Origin of the sequence: Streptomyces sp. NPDC049687, assembly GCF_044465285.1 — a bacterium.
Taxonomy (GTDB): Bacteria; Actinomycetota; Actinomycetes; order Streptomycetales; family Streptomycetaceae; genus Streptomyces.
In genome coordinates this window covers 315,291-333,713 of record NZ_JBITLN010000005.1, presented here as the reverse complement: position 1 = coordinate 333,713, position 18,423 = coordinate 315,291, and the positions used below count along the sequence as shown (strand labels likewise).

Sequence of the window (18,423 nt, the reverse complement as noted above, 5' to 3'; positions counted from 1 at the left end):
GGAGTGTCCGCCGCGCCGTGGATGCGCTCATACGCACCAGTCGTTCGAGGCGACGTTGTGCCACCACACGGTGTTCGCCAGGGAGCCGTTGTAGTAGCCCCGGGCGAGCACGTAGTTGGAGCCGGTGTAGTTCAGGCCCGAGTAGATACGGACGTTGCAGTTGTTGCCGTGGTTGTACAGCGACTCGGCGTTGTTGAACTTGTTGTACTGGAGAAGGTTCGCGTTGTCGTTGTAGACGACGCCCGGGTCGCCCGCGCCGTTGACGCCGAGGTAGGCGCACAGCGCTCCGGCGGGACAGTCCGACAATGCCGCGTTCGCGGGTGCGGCAGTGATGAGTGCGCCGGTGGTGGCCAGGGCCACGCTTCCCAGGGCGATGCCGGCCCTGGCCAGGATCCGCTTCATGCTGAGTGTTCCTCCATCACTCGAGGCCCCCGCCCACGGGACGGGAGTCGTCCGTGGTGCGCAGTGGTGCCATGGACACGGTGGAGGAGGGTGGTGGTCGAGAAACTTGCGCGAATCTTGCCTCGCAGGTGGCGAGGTGGTTGGGTGACGCCCGGGACACGGTCGACCGCTCAGGGTGGGGCAGGGGGGACGGCGTGACGGGATTTCGGCTGCTGGGGCCCGTGGAGTTATGGGTGTCGGGCCGCCCGGTGGCTCTGGGCCCCGCCAAACGGCGTACGGTCCTGGCGGCGCTGTTGGTGGACGCGGGCCGCTGGGTGGCGGCCGAGACGCTGATCGACCGGGTCTGGGGCGAGGACCCGCCCGCCCAGGTGCGCAGCACGCTCTACGCGCACATCGCCCGCATCCGCCGGATCCTCGCGGACACTGCCCCGCACCTCTCGGCCGGCGCCGACGGAAGCCCGCCGGCCGGCGCCGACGTGCCCCTCCCCGGCGGTGCCGACGCCCACGGCTCGTCCAGCCCGCGCAGCGGGTCCACGACGCCGCAGTTGCTGCGCGGCTCGGGAGGCTACCGGCTCGACATGCCGCAGGACCTGGTCGACGCGCACCGGTTCCGGCGACTGGTCACGCGGGCCCGTGCGGCCGACGAGTCCGACGCGGGGCGGGTGGCCTTGCTGCGGGAAGCCCTGGGGCTGTGGCGGAGCGAACCCCTGGCCGGCCTGTCCGGGGAATGGGCGGCGCGCACCCGCGAATGCTGGCGGCAGCAGCACATCGAAGCGGTCCTGGCGTGGGCGGACGCCGAACTCCGCGTCGGCGGTCACCTCGGCGTGGTCGACACGCTTTCCGCCCTGGTCGCCGAACACCCGCTGACCGAGCCGCTTGCCGTGGCGCTGATGCGGGCCCTGCACGCCGCCGGGCGTGCTCCGGAGGCGCTCGCCTGCTACACCGCCCTGCGCCGACGGCTGGCCGACGAACTCGGCACCGCCCCCGGCGCCGAGGCACAGCGGGAGCACCAGGCGATCCTGAGCGGCAAGCCCGCCGCATCGGCCGTCCGCCGGACACCGCCCGGCGCCGACGCGGCGCATGCCAGGCCCGTTCCCACGCAACTTCCCATGGACGCAGGGGGGTTCACCGGCCGCGAGGAGGAACTGGCCCAGCTGGAGGCGATGCTGGCCACGGCGGCGGAGCGACCGGCCGCGGTGGTGGTCTCGGCGGTGTCCGGGACGGCCGGGGTGGGCAAGACGGCACTGGCGGTGCACTGGGCGCACCGCGCCCGCCCCCGGTTTCCGGACGGCCAGCTGTATGTGAACCTGCGCGGCTACGACCCCGACCAGCCCGTGACCGCAGCCGACGCGCTGGTCCGGTTCCTGACCGCGCTCGGGGTGTCCGGGCAGGACGTCCCGCTGGAGCTGGACGACCGGGCCGCGCGCTACCGCAGCGAGGCCGCCGACCGGCGCATGCTGATCGTCCTGGACAACGCCGCCACCGTGGAGCAGGTCCGCCCGCTGCTGCCCGGCACCGGCACCTGCGCGGTGCTGGTGACCAGCCGCGACAGCCTGGCAGGGCTGGTCGCGCGGGAGGGCGCCCACCGTCTCGACCTCGACCTGCTGCCGGCCGTCGCGGCCCGGACCCTGCTGTGCCGGCTCATCGGCCCGCGCGCCGACGCCGACCCCGACGCGGTCGACGCCCTCGCCGCGCAGTGCGCCCGACTGCCTCTCGCGTTGCGGGTCGCCGCGGAACTCGCCGCCGCCCGCCCCACCACGCCCCTGGCCGATCTCGTCGTCGAACTGGCCGACCAGCAGCGGCGACTGGATCTGCTCGACGCGGACGGCGACCCGCGGGCCGCCGTCGCCGCGGTGTTCTCCTGGTCGCTGCGGCACCTGCCACCGGACGCGGCGCGTACCTTCCGGCTGCTCGGCCTGCACCCCGGCACCGACCTCGACGCCTACGCCGCCGCCGCGCTGAGCGACAGCAGCCCGGCGGACACCCGCCGTGCCCTCGACGTCCTCGCCCGCGCCCATCTGGTGCAACCCGTGGACGCCGCCCGGTACGGCATGCACGACCTGCTCCGCGCCTACGCCGCCCGCCTCGCCACCGCCGAGGACGCGCCACAGACCCGCCGGGCGGCGCTTGACCGGCTGTTCGACTACTACCTGGCGACCGCTGCCGCCGCCATGAACTGCCTTCACCCGGCCGAGGCTCACTTGAGGCCCGAGGTTCGCGCACCCTCCACCCCTGCCCCCGAACTGTCCGACCCGGACGCCGCGCGCGCCTGGCTGAACACCGAACTACCGTGCCTGACCGCGGTCGCCGCCCACACCGCCACCCACGACCGGCCCACCCACACCATCCGGCTCTCCGCCATCCTGTACCGCTACCTCATCGGCGGCCATCACACCGACGGCCTCACCATCCACGGCCACGCCCGGGACGCCGCTCGCCAGGCCGCCGACCCGGCGAGCGAAGCCCGCGCTCTGCTCGGCCTCGGCACCGCCTACTGGCAGCTGGCCCGGCACGAGCCGGCCGGCCGTCACCTTCAGCAGGCACTGACACTGTTCCGTCGCGTCGGCGACGCGACCGGCCAAGCGCGCGCCCTGATCAACCTCGGCCTGGTCGCCGAGCGGCTGGGCCGCTACAGACCGGCCTGCGAGTTTTTCGAACAGGCGCTGGTCCTCTACCGGGGTGCCGACGACCAGGCGGGCGAAGCACTCGCCCTGAAGGACCTCGCCACGGTTGAGCGGCGGCTGGGCCGCTACGGACAGGCCGCCGAGCATCTCCGGCAGGCCCTGACCCTGTTCCGCCGGACCGGCAACCGGTACCTGGAGGCGCACGCGCTCAACGACCTCGGCACCGTCGAGGCGCGACTCGACCAGTACGGGTCGGCCGCCCACCACCAGGAACAGGCCCTGGCCCTGTCCCGGGAAGTCGGCGACCGGTACGGCGAAGCCGGCGCCCTGCACAGCCTCGGCACCATCCACACTCGTCTCGGCCAGCCCGAAAAGGCCGCCGAGCGCCACCAGGAAGCGTTCATCATCTACAGCGGGAACGGCGACCGGGACGGCGAAGCCAGGGCGCTCAACGGGCTCGGCGAGGCCGCCCGTGCCGCCGGCCGGCACGCCGACGCCCTCACCCACCACACCGACGCTCTCGCCATCGCCGAGGACATCGGCAACCCGGGCCAGCAAGCCCGCGCCCACGGCGGACTCGGCGACGCCCACCACGCCCTCGGAGACGCCCACCCGGCCGTTCGCCGCTACGAGCGCGCGCTGGCCCTCTACACCGAACTCGGCATGCCCGAGGCCGACGACATCCGAGCGCTCCTGGCCACGGTGACGGGTCCCCGGCCCCGGCGATAGCCCACCGCTCCAGGCCTCATTCGACGCGCGGTGGGCGCGCTGACGGCGGTGCACTTTTGTTCGGAGCTCTAAGAGGCGTTCGGCGCGGCGGGATCCGCCTGGTTCGGGCTGTCCGGTTCGCCGGGGCCGGTCAGGCGGTTCCCCGTGTCCCCGTCGCGTCGCAGCGCCCACAACGCGACGGGGGCTCCCGCTCCCACCAGCGCGGCCGCCAGACACAGACCGGCTCGGTAGCCGGTGAGGAAGGCGGCCGAGTCATCGGCTCCCGCGGCGGCCGCGGCATGCTCCGAGAACGACACCATCGCGCCCACGACGGCGATTCCGACGACTCCGGATGCCTCACGCATGGCGCTGAACAATCCGGCGGCGATGCCGGAAAGATGGTCGGGCGAAGACTCCAGAGCGCGGGTGGTCAGCGGAACGGCCAGCGCGGAGCCGAAGCCGATGGTCGAAAGGCCCGGCAGAATATGGACGATACTCCCCCCGAAGCTTCCCAGGGCGACCATCAGCAAACCCAGGCCGATCATGAGCAGGCCCGCAGCGGAGATTCGCCCGTCGCCCCAGTGGCGCGCCATCCGGGCAATGAAGGGTGAGGCGACGAGCAGGCAAAGAGCCACGGGGACAAACGTCAGCCCGGCTGACGTCGGGGCGAGGCCGAGGCCGTTCTGCAGAAACTGCGAGGTGAAGAAATAGACTCCGCTCACGCTCAGGCCCCCCAATAGCTGAGTGATGACCCCGCCGACGAAGGGGCGTTGCCGAAAGAGGAGCCGCAGTGCGGCATTCCGGCGCAACGTCAGTTGGTACGACAGGCCCACGGCTGAGGCGACGACAACGACCCCTGATGTGGCCACGGGAACACTGGCGAAACCGTGTTCAGGTCCTTCGATCAGGCAGTAGGCGAGGGCCACCAGCGAGCAACAGGCCGTCGTGACGACGCCGAGCGTGAGGGTGGCTGAGGACGCGGGTGGGGCGCAGGCGCCGGGCCGGGGGATGACGAGACCGATGAGGAGGCTCGCGCATCCCAGCGGCGTGTTCATGGCGAAGACCGACTCCCAGCCCAGATGCTGTGTCATGGTGCCGGAGATCACCGGTCCGCAGGCCAGCGCCGACGCCAAGGTGGCGGTGATGGCGCTGAAGGCCGCATTGCGCGCACGGGGCGGAAGATCGTGGGACAGGACCGCCAGTGAGGCCGGCAGGATCAGCGCCGCGCCGGCTCCCTGCAGCCCTCGGAAGGCGATCAGCGTCAGCCCCGAGGTCGCCATGCTGCACCCGACCGAGGAGACGGTGAAGAAGGTGACACCGAGCAGCAGCGTCGCCCGCCGCCCCACGGTGTCCGCCAGATGCCCGCCCAGCAGGAGAAGGCTTGCGAGAGTGAGGGGGTAAATGGCGGCCACCCATTTCAAGTCGGCGTCCCCCAATGCGAGTTCATCTCGGATTTGAGGCAGTGCCACATTGACGATGGTGTTGTCCAGGGCCGTCATGAACGACGGCAAAAGAACGGCCATAAGGATGGCGAGGACACGAAGTCGACTCACGGTACCTGCCTCGGGCAGCGGGGGAGGGTATGGCTGGGTAGCCGGGATCTTCACGTCGTTCCTGCATACGCTGCCCTCCGGGGATATCAAGCGCGACTCGCGGAGACCCCGACTGCGCTGGCCGTCGGCCACCTCGGCGTGTCACTGGAAGCCCGGCACATCTCCGTGTTTGGCTGATTTCTCACCACTGCCACTGTTCATTGGAAAGCGGTGACGGGTGGCGACGGCTGTCATCACATCCGCCTAAAAGGCCGGCAGTCGAAGAGTCCATTCCTTGCCCAGAACGAAGGTTCGGTGACTCAGTGCCGAAAAGCGTGAGAGACACGGTCAGCCACCATCTCGCCCAGGCCGCCGCACAGACCCCCGATGAGACGGCGTTCACCTTCGTGGACTTCGGCAGCGATCGCCACGGGGTGGCCTCCAGTCTGACCTGGCGCGAACTGGAGCATCGGGTACGCACCCTCGCCGCAGCCCTGCGCCACGCCGGGGCAGCCGTGAACGAGCGCGTGGCCGTCGTGGCACCGCAGAACCTGGACTATGTCGTCGGCTTCCTCGCGGCCACGTGCGCCGGCGCGATCGCGGTGCCTCTCTTTCCCCCGGGTCTGCCCGGCCACATGGAGAAACTCGCCACCGTACTCGCCGACGCCGACCCGGTGCTCGCCCTCACCAGCCCCGCCTCGCTGCAGGCCGTGGAGAAGTTCTGCGCCGACCAGGACGGCCTGCGCGTGCGGGTCGTCACCGAGCAGGACCTGCTCTCGGGGGCGGCGCCGGGGGGCGTACCGACGGGCGCGGAGACCTTTCATCCACAACCCGGGGACTGCGCCTACCTGCAGTACACCTCGGGCTCCACCCGTGTGCCGTCCGGCGTGGAGATCACCCACGCCAACGTCTGCGCCAACGCACGCCAGGCCCTGGAGGCGTACGACATCCGCACCGGGCGCAACTGCACCGTCGGCTGGCTTCCGCTGTACCACGACATGGGGCTGGTGCTGGCGATCGTGCTGCCCGTCGTCGGCCACGTCCACTCCGTGCTCATGGATCCGCTGGCCTTCGTCCAACAGCCCGTCAGATGGCTGCGGCTGCTCACCCGGCATCCGGGAGCGCTCACCGCCGCTCCCAATTTCGCCTACGACTACTGTGCGCGCCGCGTCACCGACGAGGAGCGCGCAGAGCTGTCGCTGGGATCGGTCGCGGCCATGGTCAACGGCAGCGAACCCATTGCAGAGCAGACGCTCCGACGGTTCCAGCAGGTCTTCGCCCCGGTGGGCGCGGTCCGCACGGCCATGCGGCCGTCGTACGGGCTGGCCGAGGCGACCGTCTTCGTCTCCGCCTCACCGGCCGGGGAGGAACCGACCGTCACCTGCTTCGACCGTGACGCGCTGGCGGCAGGCACCGCCCGGGTGGTCGAGACCACCGAAGCGCGGGCGGTGACCCGCCTGGTCGGCTGCGGACGGCCCACCGGCCAGGAGGCCGCCATCGTCGATCCGGTCACCCATGTCCGCCTGGAGGACGGGAACGTCGGTGAGATCTGGCTTCGCGGACCCAACGTCGGACGGGGGTACTGGGGACGCCCGGAACAGAGCGACACCACCTTCGGCGCCACCCTCCACGGCGACGACCCGGGCGACGGAACGCATCGCTGGCTGCGCACCGGCGATCTGGGACTGTGCCACGACAAGCAGCTCTACATCACCGGCCGCATCAAGGATCTCGTGATCATCGACGGCACCAATCACTATCCGCAGGACATCGAGCAGACCGTCGAGAGTGCCCACCCGGCCATCCGACGCCATCACACCGCGGCGTTCTCCGTCCTCACCGACGACGGAGAGCGTCTGGTCGTCGTCGCCGAGCACGCCCGTGACCTCGCTGAACCCCACAGGGTCCGGGACGAGGCGACCCGCGCCGTCCGTGCGGCGGTGTCCGCCGGTCACGCCGTCGCGGTGCACGACTTCATCCTCGCCCAGCCCGGCACCGTACCCCACACCACCAGTGGGAAGGTCGCCCGCGGCACCTGCCGTGAGCACTACCTCCGAGGTGCCTGGAGCTCCGACACCCAAGCACAGAGGGAGACCGGCAACGCATGAACCAGCCAGGCGGACACCAGGAGCCGGTCGAGGACACCCGGGTCACCACCTCCACCACGGACAGCCGCCCCGGATCGGGCGTGGCCGAACTGCGGGCCGCGCTGGTGCAGCTGATCTCGGACATCAGCGGCATCTCGGCGGAACAGCTCGACGACGCCCGCCCCTTGGCGGAGTACGGTCTCACCTCCCGCGACGCCGTCGGACTGACCGGCGAACTGGAGAAGATGCTCGACCGGTCACTGTCCGCCACCCTGCTGTGGGAGCACCCCACCATCGGACAGCTGGTGCACACCCTGGCGAACGCCGACGACGCCGACACCGTGGAAACCGACGGGCGGCCCCGTACGTCCGACGCGGCGGCCCCCGCCACCCCCGCAGAGGACGGCGCCATCGCCATCGTGGGCGTCGGATGCCGCCTGCCCGGGAACGTGCACGGGCCGGACGTGTTCTGGGAGCGGCTCCTGGCAGGGACGGACCTGGTCGGCCAGGTGCCCGAAGGACGCTGGGCGAACTTCGCCGGCGCAGCGCCCGATGCCACCGCCCTGATCGAGTCCACCACACGGTGGGGCGCCTTCCTCGACGACATCGAGGGGTTCGACGCGAAGTTCTTCGGCATCACGCCCCACGAGGCCGAAGTCATGGATCCCCAGCAGCGACTGGTGCTCGAGGTCAGCTGTGAGGCGCTGGACCATGCGGGAGTACCCGCCCACGCGCTCCAGTCCACGCCCACCGGCGTCTTCGTCGGTCTGAGCGCCCTCGAGTACGGGCATCTGACCACCTCGGACCCCGCGCGCCTGACACCGTGGACCAGCACCGGAGCCGCCGGCAGCATCGTCGCCAACCGCCTCTCCTATCTCTTCGACCTGCGCGGCCCCAGCATCACCACCGACTCGGCCTGCTCGTCGTCCCTCGTGGCCGTGCACCTGGCCTGCCGCAGTCTGCGCAGCCGGGAGTGCGACACGGCACTGGCCGCGGGGGTCAATGTGCTCCTGTCCCCGGCGGTCACGGCCTCGTTCGAACAAGCCGGAGCGCTGGCCGCGGACGGCAGGTGCAAACCCTTCGACGCCGCGGCGGACGGAATCACCCGCGGTGAGGGCTGCGGCGTCGTCGTGCTCAAACGACTCGCCGACGCCCTGCGCGACGGCGACAGGGTGATCGCCGTCATCAGGGGCACCGCGGTGAACCAGGACGGCCGGTCGGCCGGCCTCATGGCACCCAATCCGGCGGCGCAGGAAGCGCTGTTGCGCGACGCCCTGCGCGACGCACGGACCGGCGCCGCCGACGTCGACTACGTCGAAGCGCACGGGACGGGCACCCTGCTGGGAGACCCCATCGAGGCGTCGGCCCTCGGAGCGGTCCTCGGCAGCGGCAGAGGGCCCGACCGGCCGCTGCTGATCGGATCGGTCAAGAGCAACCTGGGCCACCTCGAAGGCGCGGCCGGCATCATGGGCCTGATCAAGACCGCGCTGGCCCTGCATCACGGCCGTATCCCGGCCAGCCTGCACTTCGACACGCCCAACCCCCACATCGACTTCACCGGGCTGGGGCTGCGTGTGGTCACCGAACCGACCGCGTGGCCCACCCCCGTGCACCGTCCTGGACGTGCCGGCGTGTCCGCCTTCGGGTTCGGCGGTACGAACGCCCACGTCATCCTCGAGCAGGCGCCGCCCGCCGCTCCGGTGCCCCGTCGGTCCGCGCAGCCCGACGCCGACGAGGGCGCCCTCCCGCACATCCTGGTGGTGTCCGCCCGTTCCTCGGACCGGCTCGCCGACGTGGCCGCGAGCCTGTCGCGGTGGGTGGCCGACGACGACGCGCCCGCCCTCGTCGACGTCGCCCACACTCTCGCCTCGTATCGCCGGGGCCCGGTCTGCGCGGCCGTCGTCGCCCGGACCCGTGCCGAGGCGGCCGCCAGGCTTGCCGCGCTGGCCCGGGACGAGATGGTTCCCGGCCTGGTCGCCGCCTGCGCCGACGCCGGAGCGGCGGCGGCGCCGCTCCGGCCCGTCTTCGTCTTCTCGGGGTACGGCTCACAGTGGGAGGGCATGGGGCAGCGACTGCTGACCGACGACCCCGTCTTCGCCGCCCAGGTGTCCGCGCTCGATCCGGTCTTCGTCAAGGAGACCGGCTCCTCACTGACCGAGCTGCTCACGTCCGCACCGGGCCGGACGGTGGACCGGACCCAGCCGCTGCTGTTCGGAGTCCAGCTGGCCCTGGCGCAGACCGTGCGGGCCTACGGTGTGGAGCCCGCCGCCGTCATCGGGCACTCGATGGGCGAAGTCACGGCCTCCGTGATCGCCGGCGCCCTCGACGCCGACGACGGACTTCGCGTCGTCGTCCGCCGATCGGCCCACCTCGCCACCATCGACGCCGAACAGACCGGTGCGATGGCCGCGATCGAGCTGCCCGCACCGTCACGGACGGACGTCCTCGGGCGCTTCCCCGGTGTCGAGGTCGCCGTGCACTCCTCTCCCCAGCGCTGCACGGTGGCGGGACCGGCCCGAGCGGTGCGCGACCTGGTGGACGAGCTGACCGAGCAGGGGCACCTCGCCCGACTGCTCGAGGTCGGCGGAGCCGGACACTCGGCCGCGGTCGATCCCGTTCTGACACCACTGCGCGAAGACCTCGCCGCGCTGCGCCCGCGTACACCCACGACGCCCTGGTACAGCACGGTCCTCGACGATCCCCGGGCGGGCGCGGCAGCCGACGCGCACTACTGGTGCGCCAACGTACGCCGCCCGGTGCGCCTGCAACAGGGCGTGACCGCCGCCGCCGAGGACGGCCACACCCTGTTCCTGGAGATCTCGCCCCACCCCATTGCCGTCGTCCCGCTCACCGAGACCCTCGACGCGACCGCGGTGGGCGACAGGGCCCTGGTCGTCCCGACCCTGCACAAGAACGCCGACGACACGGTCGACCTACGTGCCGCGCTGGCCAGGCTGCACTTCGCCGGCGTCACCGTCGACAGCGGGCTGTGGCCCGCCGGCGCGCGCACCGCACTGCCGACCCCCGCCTGGCGTCACGAACGGTTCTGGTTCTCCCGTCCCGCCCTCTCGGCCGAAGCCCTGGGCCATCCGCTGCTGGGCGTGCGCACCGACGACCCGCGCAGCGGTGCCGCGCTGTGGCAGGCGGACGTCGGCACACTTCGGCACGGCCCCCGGAGCACGGTCCACGACAGAGCGGTGCTGACCCTGGTCGAGGCCGCGGAACTGGTGATCGAGGCCGGGCTGGACCTGTGGGCCCGCGAGGGCATCACCCACCTCGGCATCGAGGACCTGCGGATCCACCAGTGGCTCGCCATCTCCGGCAGCACCCCCCTGACCGTGGTGTGGGAACCGGACTCCAGCACACACGGCGTCATCTCTCTCCACGCCCGCGGCACCGGCACCGCCTGGCGCTGCCACGCCTCGGCCCGCCTCACCCGAGATCCCGAACTCCAGGACGCCGACCATTCCGCCGCGGCGGAACAGGCGCCCGCGATCGTCCAGAGCTTCTCCTCCGAGCACCCGGAGCATCCGCACCGGCCGTCGTACGCACGCCTGCTGACCGCCATGCTGGACACGCTGAGCGCCGCGGGCACGACGGCAGGCGGCGACCGCGCCGACCGAGCCGCCCCGCACACCGTCCCGGTCGGCGTACGAACCCTGCGGATCAAGGGGCCGGGCATCCTCGACACCGGTTACGAGATCCGCTGCACACCCGCAGACGGGGGCGGCCCGGCGGAGGCCGAGGTCGACCAGTGGCACATCACCGCCGAGGGCGCCACGAGCGAGATCGTCGCCAGGTTCGTTCGGTTGCGTCCCGTCGAGCAGCACGAAGTGCCCCGGCCCCTCGAGACGAGCGCCTACGACATCCGGTGGGAGAAGGCCACCGCCCCACTGCCGCTGGGCAGGCTGCGTCGTGCCCTGCTCGTCAGCGACGAACCGGACGCCGCGGGGGGCACCACGGCCGCGCTCGTGTCGGTCCTGGAAGCCGCAGGTGTCGACGTCGCCCTGACCGATGCCCGGGACGACGCCCCCGACACCGCACTCGACGACTGGCTGGGGGCCCCGCAGGAGGGGCCGAGCGCCGTCGTCCTCTTCCTCCCGCAGCACGACGGGGAGGACGACACGTGGCCACTGCGCACGGCGGCACGGCTGGCCCGCCGCCTGGCCGGTGGTACGTACCGGCAACCGCCGCGTCTGTGGCTGGCCACCGTGCTGGCGCAGGCGACGGCACCCGGGGAGCAGGGAGCACCGCACCTCGCCTGCCTGCGTGGACTCGTGCGGGTACTGGCACTCGAACACCCCCAGCTGCGCGCCTCGCTGGTGGACATCGACAGACAGCCCGGCGCGGTCGACGACCTCGGCCAGGAACTCCTCGCCGACGGCGACGCCGATGAGATCGCCTGGAGGACCGGCACCCGACTCACCGCCCGTCTCGCCCGTGCCGACCTCACCCCCCAGCGCAACGACCAGGTGTCCTTCACACGTCCCGACGGCGCCTACATCATCACCGGTGGCCTGACCGGACTCGGCCTGGCGACGGCGGGCCGGCTCGCCGAGCAGGGCGCCGGGCGCATCGTCCTCAACGGACGTCGCGCCCCCGGACCCGAAGCCCAGGCCGTTCTGGGGGAGTTGCAGGCCCAGGGGGTCTCCGTCGCCGTGGTCCGAGGGGACATCGCGGAACCGGATGTGGCCCCCAGCCTGGTGCGTGCGGCCCTCGCCGAGGGCCATGCCCTGCGCGGTGTCGCCCACTGCGCGGGCCTCCTGCACGACCGTATGATCACGGACCTCGAACCGGAGGACATCGATACGGTGCTGCGGCCGAAGACCGTGGGGGCCCAGCACCTGGAGGCGGCCATCGCCGACCACGATCTGGACTGGTGGGTGATCTACAGCTCCGCCGCCGCCCTTCTCGGCTCACCGGGACAGTCCGCCTACGCGGCCGCCAACGCCTGGCTCGACGCCGTGGCCCACCGACGCAGAGCCGCCGGCCGGCCCGCCACCGCCATCGCCTGGGGCCCCTGGGAGAACGTCGGTACAGCGGCCGGGAACCCCGCGCTGGCCCTGGAGCCCATCCGGCTGGGCGAGGGAATGGACGCCCTGCAGGCACTCGTCGCCCTCAACCGCACGCACGTCGGCGTCGTCCACCTCGACGCGGACCGCGTGTTGGCGGCGTTCCCCGGCCTGTCGGCCATCCCCTTCTTCACCGACGTCCTCGAGGACAGCGCACTCGGCGACGACGACTGGGCCGGCCCCGCCGGCATCGCCGCCCTCCAGGACTCCGCCCCCGACACGGTGTACGCCCGCCTGGTCAGGAGAACGGCCGCCATCATGGGGTTCGGCACCCACGACCTCAGCGAGACGACCCCGCTGACCGAACTGGGACTGGACTCCCTGATGGCGGTCCGGATCCGCAACGCGATCCGCCAGGACTTCGGTGTCGACCTCGCCGCTCCCCGCCTGCTGCGCGGAGCCAGTCTGCGCGAACTCGGCCGAGCGGTGCTGGAGCAACTCGGTCTCGACTCCGCGGCGCCGACGGCGGCCTCCGTGCCGGCGGCGGCCGACCCGCCACCGGCGCAGCGGTCCGCACCCGCGCTGCCCAGCTCCCTGGGTGCCAGGGACGCCGCGGAACGGCTGGTCGCGAGCGCCTGGGCCGAAGTCCTGCACCAGGGGCCCAAGGACGTCCGCGAGGACTTCACCAGCGTCGGCGGAGACCAGCGCGCCGCCGCGGCCATGGTGGACGTCATCCACCGGCGCCTGGGCGACGACACCCGGCTGAGCCTGACGGCCGACGCCGTCCTCGCCCACCGCACCGTCGCGGCCATCGCCGAACTGATCCGGCCGGTGGTCAACCGGACCGGCCCGTCCGCCGTCACCACCCTGCGCCCCGCCCGCACGGGGTCGGCGAGGCCACCGCTGTTCACCTTCCACCCCGCCGGCGGGCCGACCTCGGTCTACCTGCCGCTGACGGGGCTGTTGCCGGCCGGACAACCCGTGTACGGGATGGAGCGGATCGACGAGCTGAGCACGATGGAGGAGAAGGCGGCCCGCTACCGCGCGCTCATCCAGGACATCCAGCCGGAAGGTCCCTACCACCTGCTCGGCTGGTCCTTCGGAGGATGTCTCGCCTACGAGGTGGCTCGTCAGCTGACGCAGGAAGGACAGGGCATCGGATTCCTCGGACTGATCGACACGATCCTGCCCGCCGCCCTGCCGCAACGGGAGTCACCAGAGTTCCTGATCGAGCGCTTCAACCGTTTCGCCGAGTACATCGAGAAGACGTACGGTCACCGCCTCGACCTGCCCTACGAGGAGCTGGCGGCCACCCCGGACGACCGGCAGATCGAGGTGATCATGCGGCTCGTCGCCGACGCCGGCCTCGACATGAGCCCGGGGATCATGGAGCACCAACGGACCTCGTACGTCGACGCCCGTGTCGGCGAACGGTACGCTCCCCGTCCTTACGACGGCCATGTGGTGCTCTACCGCGCCCAGCAGCCGCAGAAGCTCACCACCGCCCTGGATCCCCGCTACCACCGGCAGGACGCCGACCTCGGCTGGGCGCCCCTGTGCCCGTCCCTGGAGATCGTCCCCGTCGGGGGCGATCATCTGTCCGTCATCGACCCGCCCCACGTCCAGACGATCGCGCGGCACGTCACCCGTGCCCTGGGGTGGCCCGCCGAGTGATCGGCGCACCACGCCTGTTCCGTGGGGTCACCTGCGGAACAGGCGCAACCGCTCCTCACCGATCCGGGCGCGGGCCTGGGGGTCGGTGACCCCGAGCCCGGCGCGCGGAGCCAGACACAGGACGGCGACCTTGCCGATGTGCTCGTTGACCTGGACGGTCCGCGCGGCCGCCCCGACCTCCGCGAGCGGGTACGTCGTCGACAGCGCGGGAACCACGCCGCCCAGCGTGATGAGCCGGTTGACCTCGCACTGCTCGTGGAGGTTCGCACCGTGACTGCCGATGATCCGCTTCAGCCGCATCCACAGGTACCGGTTGTCATAGGTGTGTTCGTAGCCCGTACTGGATCCGCAGGTGACGATCGTCCCCCCTCGCCTGGCGAGGAAGACGGACGCCGCGAAGGTCTTCCTGCCGACGTGCTCGAACACGATGTGGGGGTCCTCGCCGACCATGGCGCGGATCGCCTTCCCCATCCTCTTCCAGCCCTCGGGCCGCTCCAGAAGGGTGTCGTCCCCGTCGAGAACCTCCTGACGGTTGATGACGGCGTCGCATCCCAGGGACCTGAGCAGGCGTGCCTTCTCGTCGGAGTTCACCACACCGACCGGGATCCCGCCCCCGTTGCGCACCAGTTGGACGGCGTACGCCCCCAGCCCGCCGGTCGCGCCCCAGACGAGGACGATGTCGCCCTGCTTCATCCGCGCGCCGCGGTCGCTGACCAGCATGCGGTAGGCCGTACTGGCGCACAGGGGGTTGACGGCGGCCTCCTCCCAGGTCAGTGCGGGAGGCTTCGGCATCAGCTGACTCGCCCGGACGACGGCGTAGTGCGCCAGGCCGCCGAAGTTCGTCTCGAACCCCCACGCCTTCTGCCCGAGCCCGAGCATGCCGTCGTGGTGCGTGTCGGGATCCTGTTCGTCGACGTAGGCCGGCGAGATCGAGACATGGTCGCCGACCTTCCACTTGCGTACGGACGAGCCGGTACGGACGACGACGCCCGAGGCGTCGGAACCCACGATGTGGTACGGCAGGTCGTGCCGCGCCTCCCACCGCCCGGCCTTGCCCATCTGCTGGAGGAACTGGAAGGTGGGCAACGGCTCGAACATGGCCGTCCAGACCGTGTTGTAGTTGATCGCACTCGCCATCACGGCGATCAGAGCCTCGTCCGGGGCGAGTTCGGGAAGGGGGACCTCCCCGACGCTGAGGGACTTGCGTACGTCCTTGTCCTCGACGCCCTCGAACATGTTGACGTCGGCGGCGCGCACACAGGCCGCCGGGAAGTGGTCCGGAAGGGGGAGGGACTCGAGGGCCGCTGCGTCCGCACCCGCGATGACCGCTTCGGACAGGGGCGATGTCATTTCGGCTCCAATCTTGCTCACGTCTCACGACTGTTCCCAAGAGAACCGCTGACCTGATGCCTCGCAACCGCTGCTCTGCTGTACGGGCGACTGCCGTGCGTCGAACGGAGTGTCTGCCGGTGGGGGACGGTGGGCTTCGTCATGCTCCGAGCCGTGTTCGTCTCTTTTCTGAAGTGTGCGAGAACGAATCTGGTGTGCCTGGGCCTCGTGGCCGCGCTCGTCTCGACCGAGGCGCATGCGGCTGTTCGGAGCGCGGAAGGCACGCCCGGGTCTCAGGGTGCGGAGGCTCGTGTCACTGCCGTGAAATCGATCGACGACAGAACGCGCGATCTCACGGTCAGTTCGCCGGCGATGGGAAGGTCCATCCCGGTCCGTGTCATTCTCCCCGCGAGCTGGAACAAGCGGCCGAAGGCCACTTTTCCCGCTCTCTACATGCTCCACGGCGGCGACGACGACTACACGGCCTGGACGCGCGAGACGGACGTCGAAGAGCTGTCGCAGAACTCCGATGTGCTCATCGTCATGCCCGACGCGGGGAAGGACGGCTACTACAGCGACTGGTTCGCCGGCCCGCCCCGCTGGGAAACCTTTCACACCGCCGAACTCGTGCGGCTCATGGAGAAGGAGTACCGTGCCGGCTCCTCGCGCGCCGTCGTGGGCCTGTCCATGGGCGGCTTCGGCGCACTCAACTACGCGGCACACCATCGGGGACTGTTCCGGTACGCGGCGGCGATGAGTTCCTACGTGGACCTCAACGACCCCGCAGTGCGCCTGGCCATCGGACTCGGTTCCCAAAGGGTCGGCGTCGACATCAAGAAGGTCTGGGGCGACCCGGTGCAGAACGCCGATGTCTGGCAGTCCCACAACCCCGCCGCCATGCCGCGGGCCTTCCGCGGGACGCACGTCCATCTGTCCGTCGGCAGCGGCATGCCCGGACCGCTGGACATCGGGCGCTCCTCCGACGTCATTCTGGCGAGCGTGGTGGGCGAGGCGGCGCTTCCGGAGCAGATCAGGAAGTTCGCCTCCTCACTGCGCGCGGAACGGGTTCGTGTCACGACGCACCAGTACGCGCCCGGGACGCATTCCTGGACGTACTGGCGCAAGGAACTCCACCACATCTGGCCCACGGTGATGGACTCGCTCGGGCGGCAGGCTCCCGGTTCCGTGGCCGGGCGTCAGCCTTCCTTGCGGGCGAGGATCCGGTAGGCCTGCCCGCCCCGGATCGCCCCCAGGAAGGGGGCGATCACGAGGTCGGCCGCGGCCGCCGCGGCGATCAGCGGGACGGAGGACGTCCAGATGGCCGCGTGGGCCAGGGCGCGGGTGCGGGTCGGGGGCCTCCGGGACCACGGGTGCCGGGGGCTCGGCGTCCAGGAGCGGAAGCGCTCCACGACGGCGCCGCAGAAGTCCCCGCCCGGCCGTCCGGTGACGCGTTGCTCCATCACGGTGGTGAAGCCCCGCTCCAGCAGCGCCTGTCTGAGATTGCCGAAGGGCATCAGGTGCACGTGCTGCGGCTGCATCCAGGGAATCCAGTGGCGGCCCAGCAGCCGGCTGAGGGAGCTCTGCGGGTCGGGGACCTCGATCACCAGGTGACCGCCCGGTTTGAGCACGGTGCGTGCCGCCTCCAGCTCGGCACGGGGATCCAGGGTGTGCTCCAGGTAGTGGAACATGCTGACCACGTCGTAGGCGGCTTCCAGGGATCCGGCCAGTTCCGGGAAGTCGCCCCGGTGACCGTGGTGCACCCAGCCGTACTTCGCGGCCTGTTCCACGGCGTCGCTCCGGTCCAGGCCGTGAAAGACGGTCCGCGGCCAGACGTCCTGGGCGACGAGGCAGAAGTGACCGTGCCCGGCCCCCACGTCCAGCCAGGTCAGGGGCGCGGTGTGCGGGCGCAGGAGGTGGGCGCGAGCGCGGTAGGCGGGACCCTGGAGGGCGAACACCTTCTCCATCTGCCGTTCGCCGACGCCGTCGTAGCAGTCGCGGTAGTAGAAGTCGAGGCCGGCCGGGCTCAGCCGTGGATTCTGGAAGGTGTGACCGCACTCTCCGCACTCCTCCAGAGTGAACCGGCCCGGTTTGCCCTGGTACATGTCCCGCGCCGTCAGGCGGTGTCTCAGGTCGGACGACCCGCACCACGGGCAGGAATCGCGGCGCGGCTCGAAGAACCGCTCGACACCCAGGGCGATCTCGGCCTGGTACTGCGCGCGGAGGCCGGGATGCGGATCGGCCGGACCGCGCAGGGCGTGCACCGCCCGCGCGGTGCGCAGCCAGTCGCCCGGGCCCAGTACGGGCCTGAGCAGGGTGGCGCGGTGGCGGTCGGCGGGAGCGAACCGACGACCGCGCACCAGCGCCGGCTGCAGTGCGTAGCCGGCCAGGGCAGCCGCTCCCCAGGCCGGGGCCGTCGCGAGGCAGGCGACGGTGAGCGCACCGGCGGCCAGGCGGGCCGCCAGGACGGCCGGCAGCGGCACCAGGGCGTTGTACGGCCGGGCGGCGACGCGTTCCCGGGCGGTGCGGCGGACACTGCGAAGCCGGGGGGCGAGCGCGAATCCGGTCGTGGTCGGCGCACACTTCTTCAGCTGCCCCAGCAGGTCGGTGTGTTCCGCGGCCGAGAGCCCCGCGAGGTCCGTGCCGGCGGGAAGGCGTCTGCCGAGTCGCTCCAGGACGGCCGCCTCCACGACGACGGCATGCTGGGCGCTGCGCCCGAAGGCCAGTCTTTCGCGTCGGAAGGAACGGGTGTCCACCAAGCGGGCGAAGTCGAGCAACTGTGCCGTCGGCAGATCGCCCGGCAGCAGATCGAGAACGGTCAGCCCCTCCCGGGAGGCGAAGGCGCAGGCTGCGCGGCGGGTCTCGTCGTCCAGTCGCACCCCGGAGGCCAGCACGAACCGGAAGTCCCGGGACGGTCGATCCATGGAGGGCTCGAGGGGGCGCAGCCCGGCCAGTCGGCGATGGAGCCGTAGCGCGTTGAGGGTGAATCCCGCGCCGAGCACTGCCGCGGTGAGATGGGCCATCGTCTTTGGCATCAGTTTCCCGTCCCGCCAGAAGG

The 18,423-nt window shown here is 71.5% G+C and carries 8 protein-coding genes; 4 read left to right on the top strand and 4 right to left on the bottom strand.

Annotation, left to right across the window (positions count from 1 at the left end; genetic code table 11):
• Positions 1-27 precede the first annotated feature (27 nt).
• Positions 28-402, bottom strand: a complete 375-nt coding sequence (locus ACIBVL_RS18485; protein WP_399098243.1) for a peptidase inhibitor family I36 protein — start codon at positions 400-402, stop codon at positions 28-30.
• Between the two features lie 194 nt (positions 403-596).
• Here ACIBVL_RS18485 and ACIBVL_RS18480 point away from each other — a divergent pair, with 194 nt between their 5' ends.
• Positions 597-3,755 carry a tetratricopeptide repeat protein gene (locus ACIBVL_RS18480; protein WP_399098241.1) on the top strand — a complete coding sequence of 1,053 codons (3,159 nt, stop codon included), beginning with the start codon at positions 597-599 and terminating at the stop codon, positions 3,753-3,755.
• A gap of 68 nt (positions 3,756-3,823) precedes the next feature.
• On the opposite strand, the gene ACIBVL_RS18475 is transcribed toward ACIBVL_RS18480, so the two are convergent.
• On the bottom strand, positions 3,824-5,233 hold the full coding sequence (locus ACIBVL_RS18475; protein WP_399098240.1) for an MFS transporter: 1,410 nt from the start codon (positions 5,231-5,233) through the stop codon (positions 3,824-3,826).
• 368 nt (positions 5,234-5,601) lie between these two features.
• On the opposite strand from ACIBVL_RS18475, the gene ACIBVL_RS18470 reads away from it, so the two are divergent.
• Together ACIBVL_RS18470 and ACIBVL_RS18465 are read left to right on the top strand one after the other, a co-directional pair.
• Positions 5,602-7,374: a fatty acyl-AMP ligase gene (locus tag ACIBVL_RS18470; protein WP_399098239.1), complete on the top strand. Its 1,773-nt coding sequence runs from the start codon at positions 5,602-5,604 to the stop codon at positions 7,372-7,374.
• Positions 7,371-14,039, top strand: a complete 6,669-nt coding sequence (locus tag ACIBVL_RS18465) for an SDR family NAD(P)-dependent oxidoreductase (RefSeq protein WP_399098238.1) — start codon at positions 7,371-7,373, stop codon at positions 14,037-14,039. The genes ACIBVL_RS18470 and ACIBVL_RS18465 overlap by 4 nt, the downstream gene beginning before the upstream one ends.
• A 27-nt stretch (positions 14,040-14,066) precedes the next feature.
• Here ACIBVL_RS18465 and ccrA read toward each other — a convergent pair whose 3' ends face one another.
• Positions 14,067-15,389 carry a crotonyl-CoA carboxylase/reductase gene (gene ccrA, locus ACIBVL_RS18460; RefSeq protein WP_399098237.1) on the bottom strand — a complete coding sequence of 441 codons (1,323 nt, stop codon included), beginning with the start codon at positions 15,387-15,389 and terminating at the stop codon, positions 14,067-14,069.
• Positions 15,390-15,740: 351 nt separating this feature from the next.
• On the opposite strand from ccrA, the gene ACIBVL_RS18455 reads away from it, so the two are divergent.
• Positions 15,741-16,595 (top strand): alpha/beta hydrolase, encoded by an 855-nt coding sequence (locus ACIBVL_RS18455; protein WP_399098236.1) that lies wholly within the window; start codon positions 15,741-15,743, stop codon positions 16,593-16,595.
• Here ACIBVL_RS18455 and ACIBVL_RS18450 read toward each other — a convergent pair.
• Complete coding sequence (locus tag ACIBVL_RS18450; RefSeq protein WP_399098235.1) at positions 16,565-18,400, bottom strand: class I SAM-dependent methyltransferase; 1,836 nt, start codon at positions 18,398-18,400, stop codon at positions 16,565-16,567. The genes ACIBVL_RS18455 and ACIBVL_RS18450 overlap by 31 nt on opposite strands.
• Positions 18,401-18,423 lie beyond the last annotated feature (23 nt).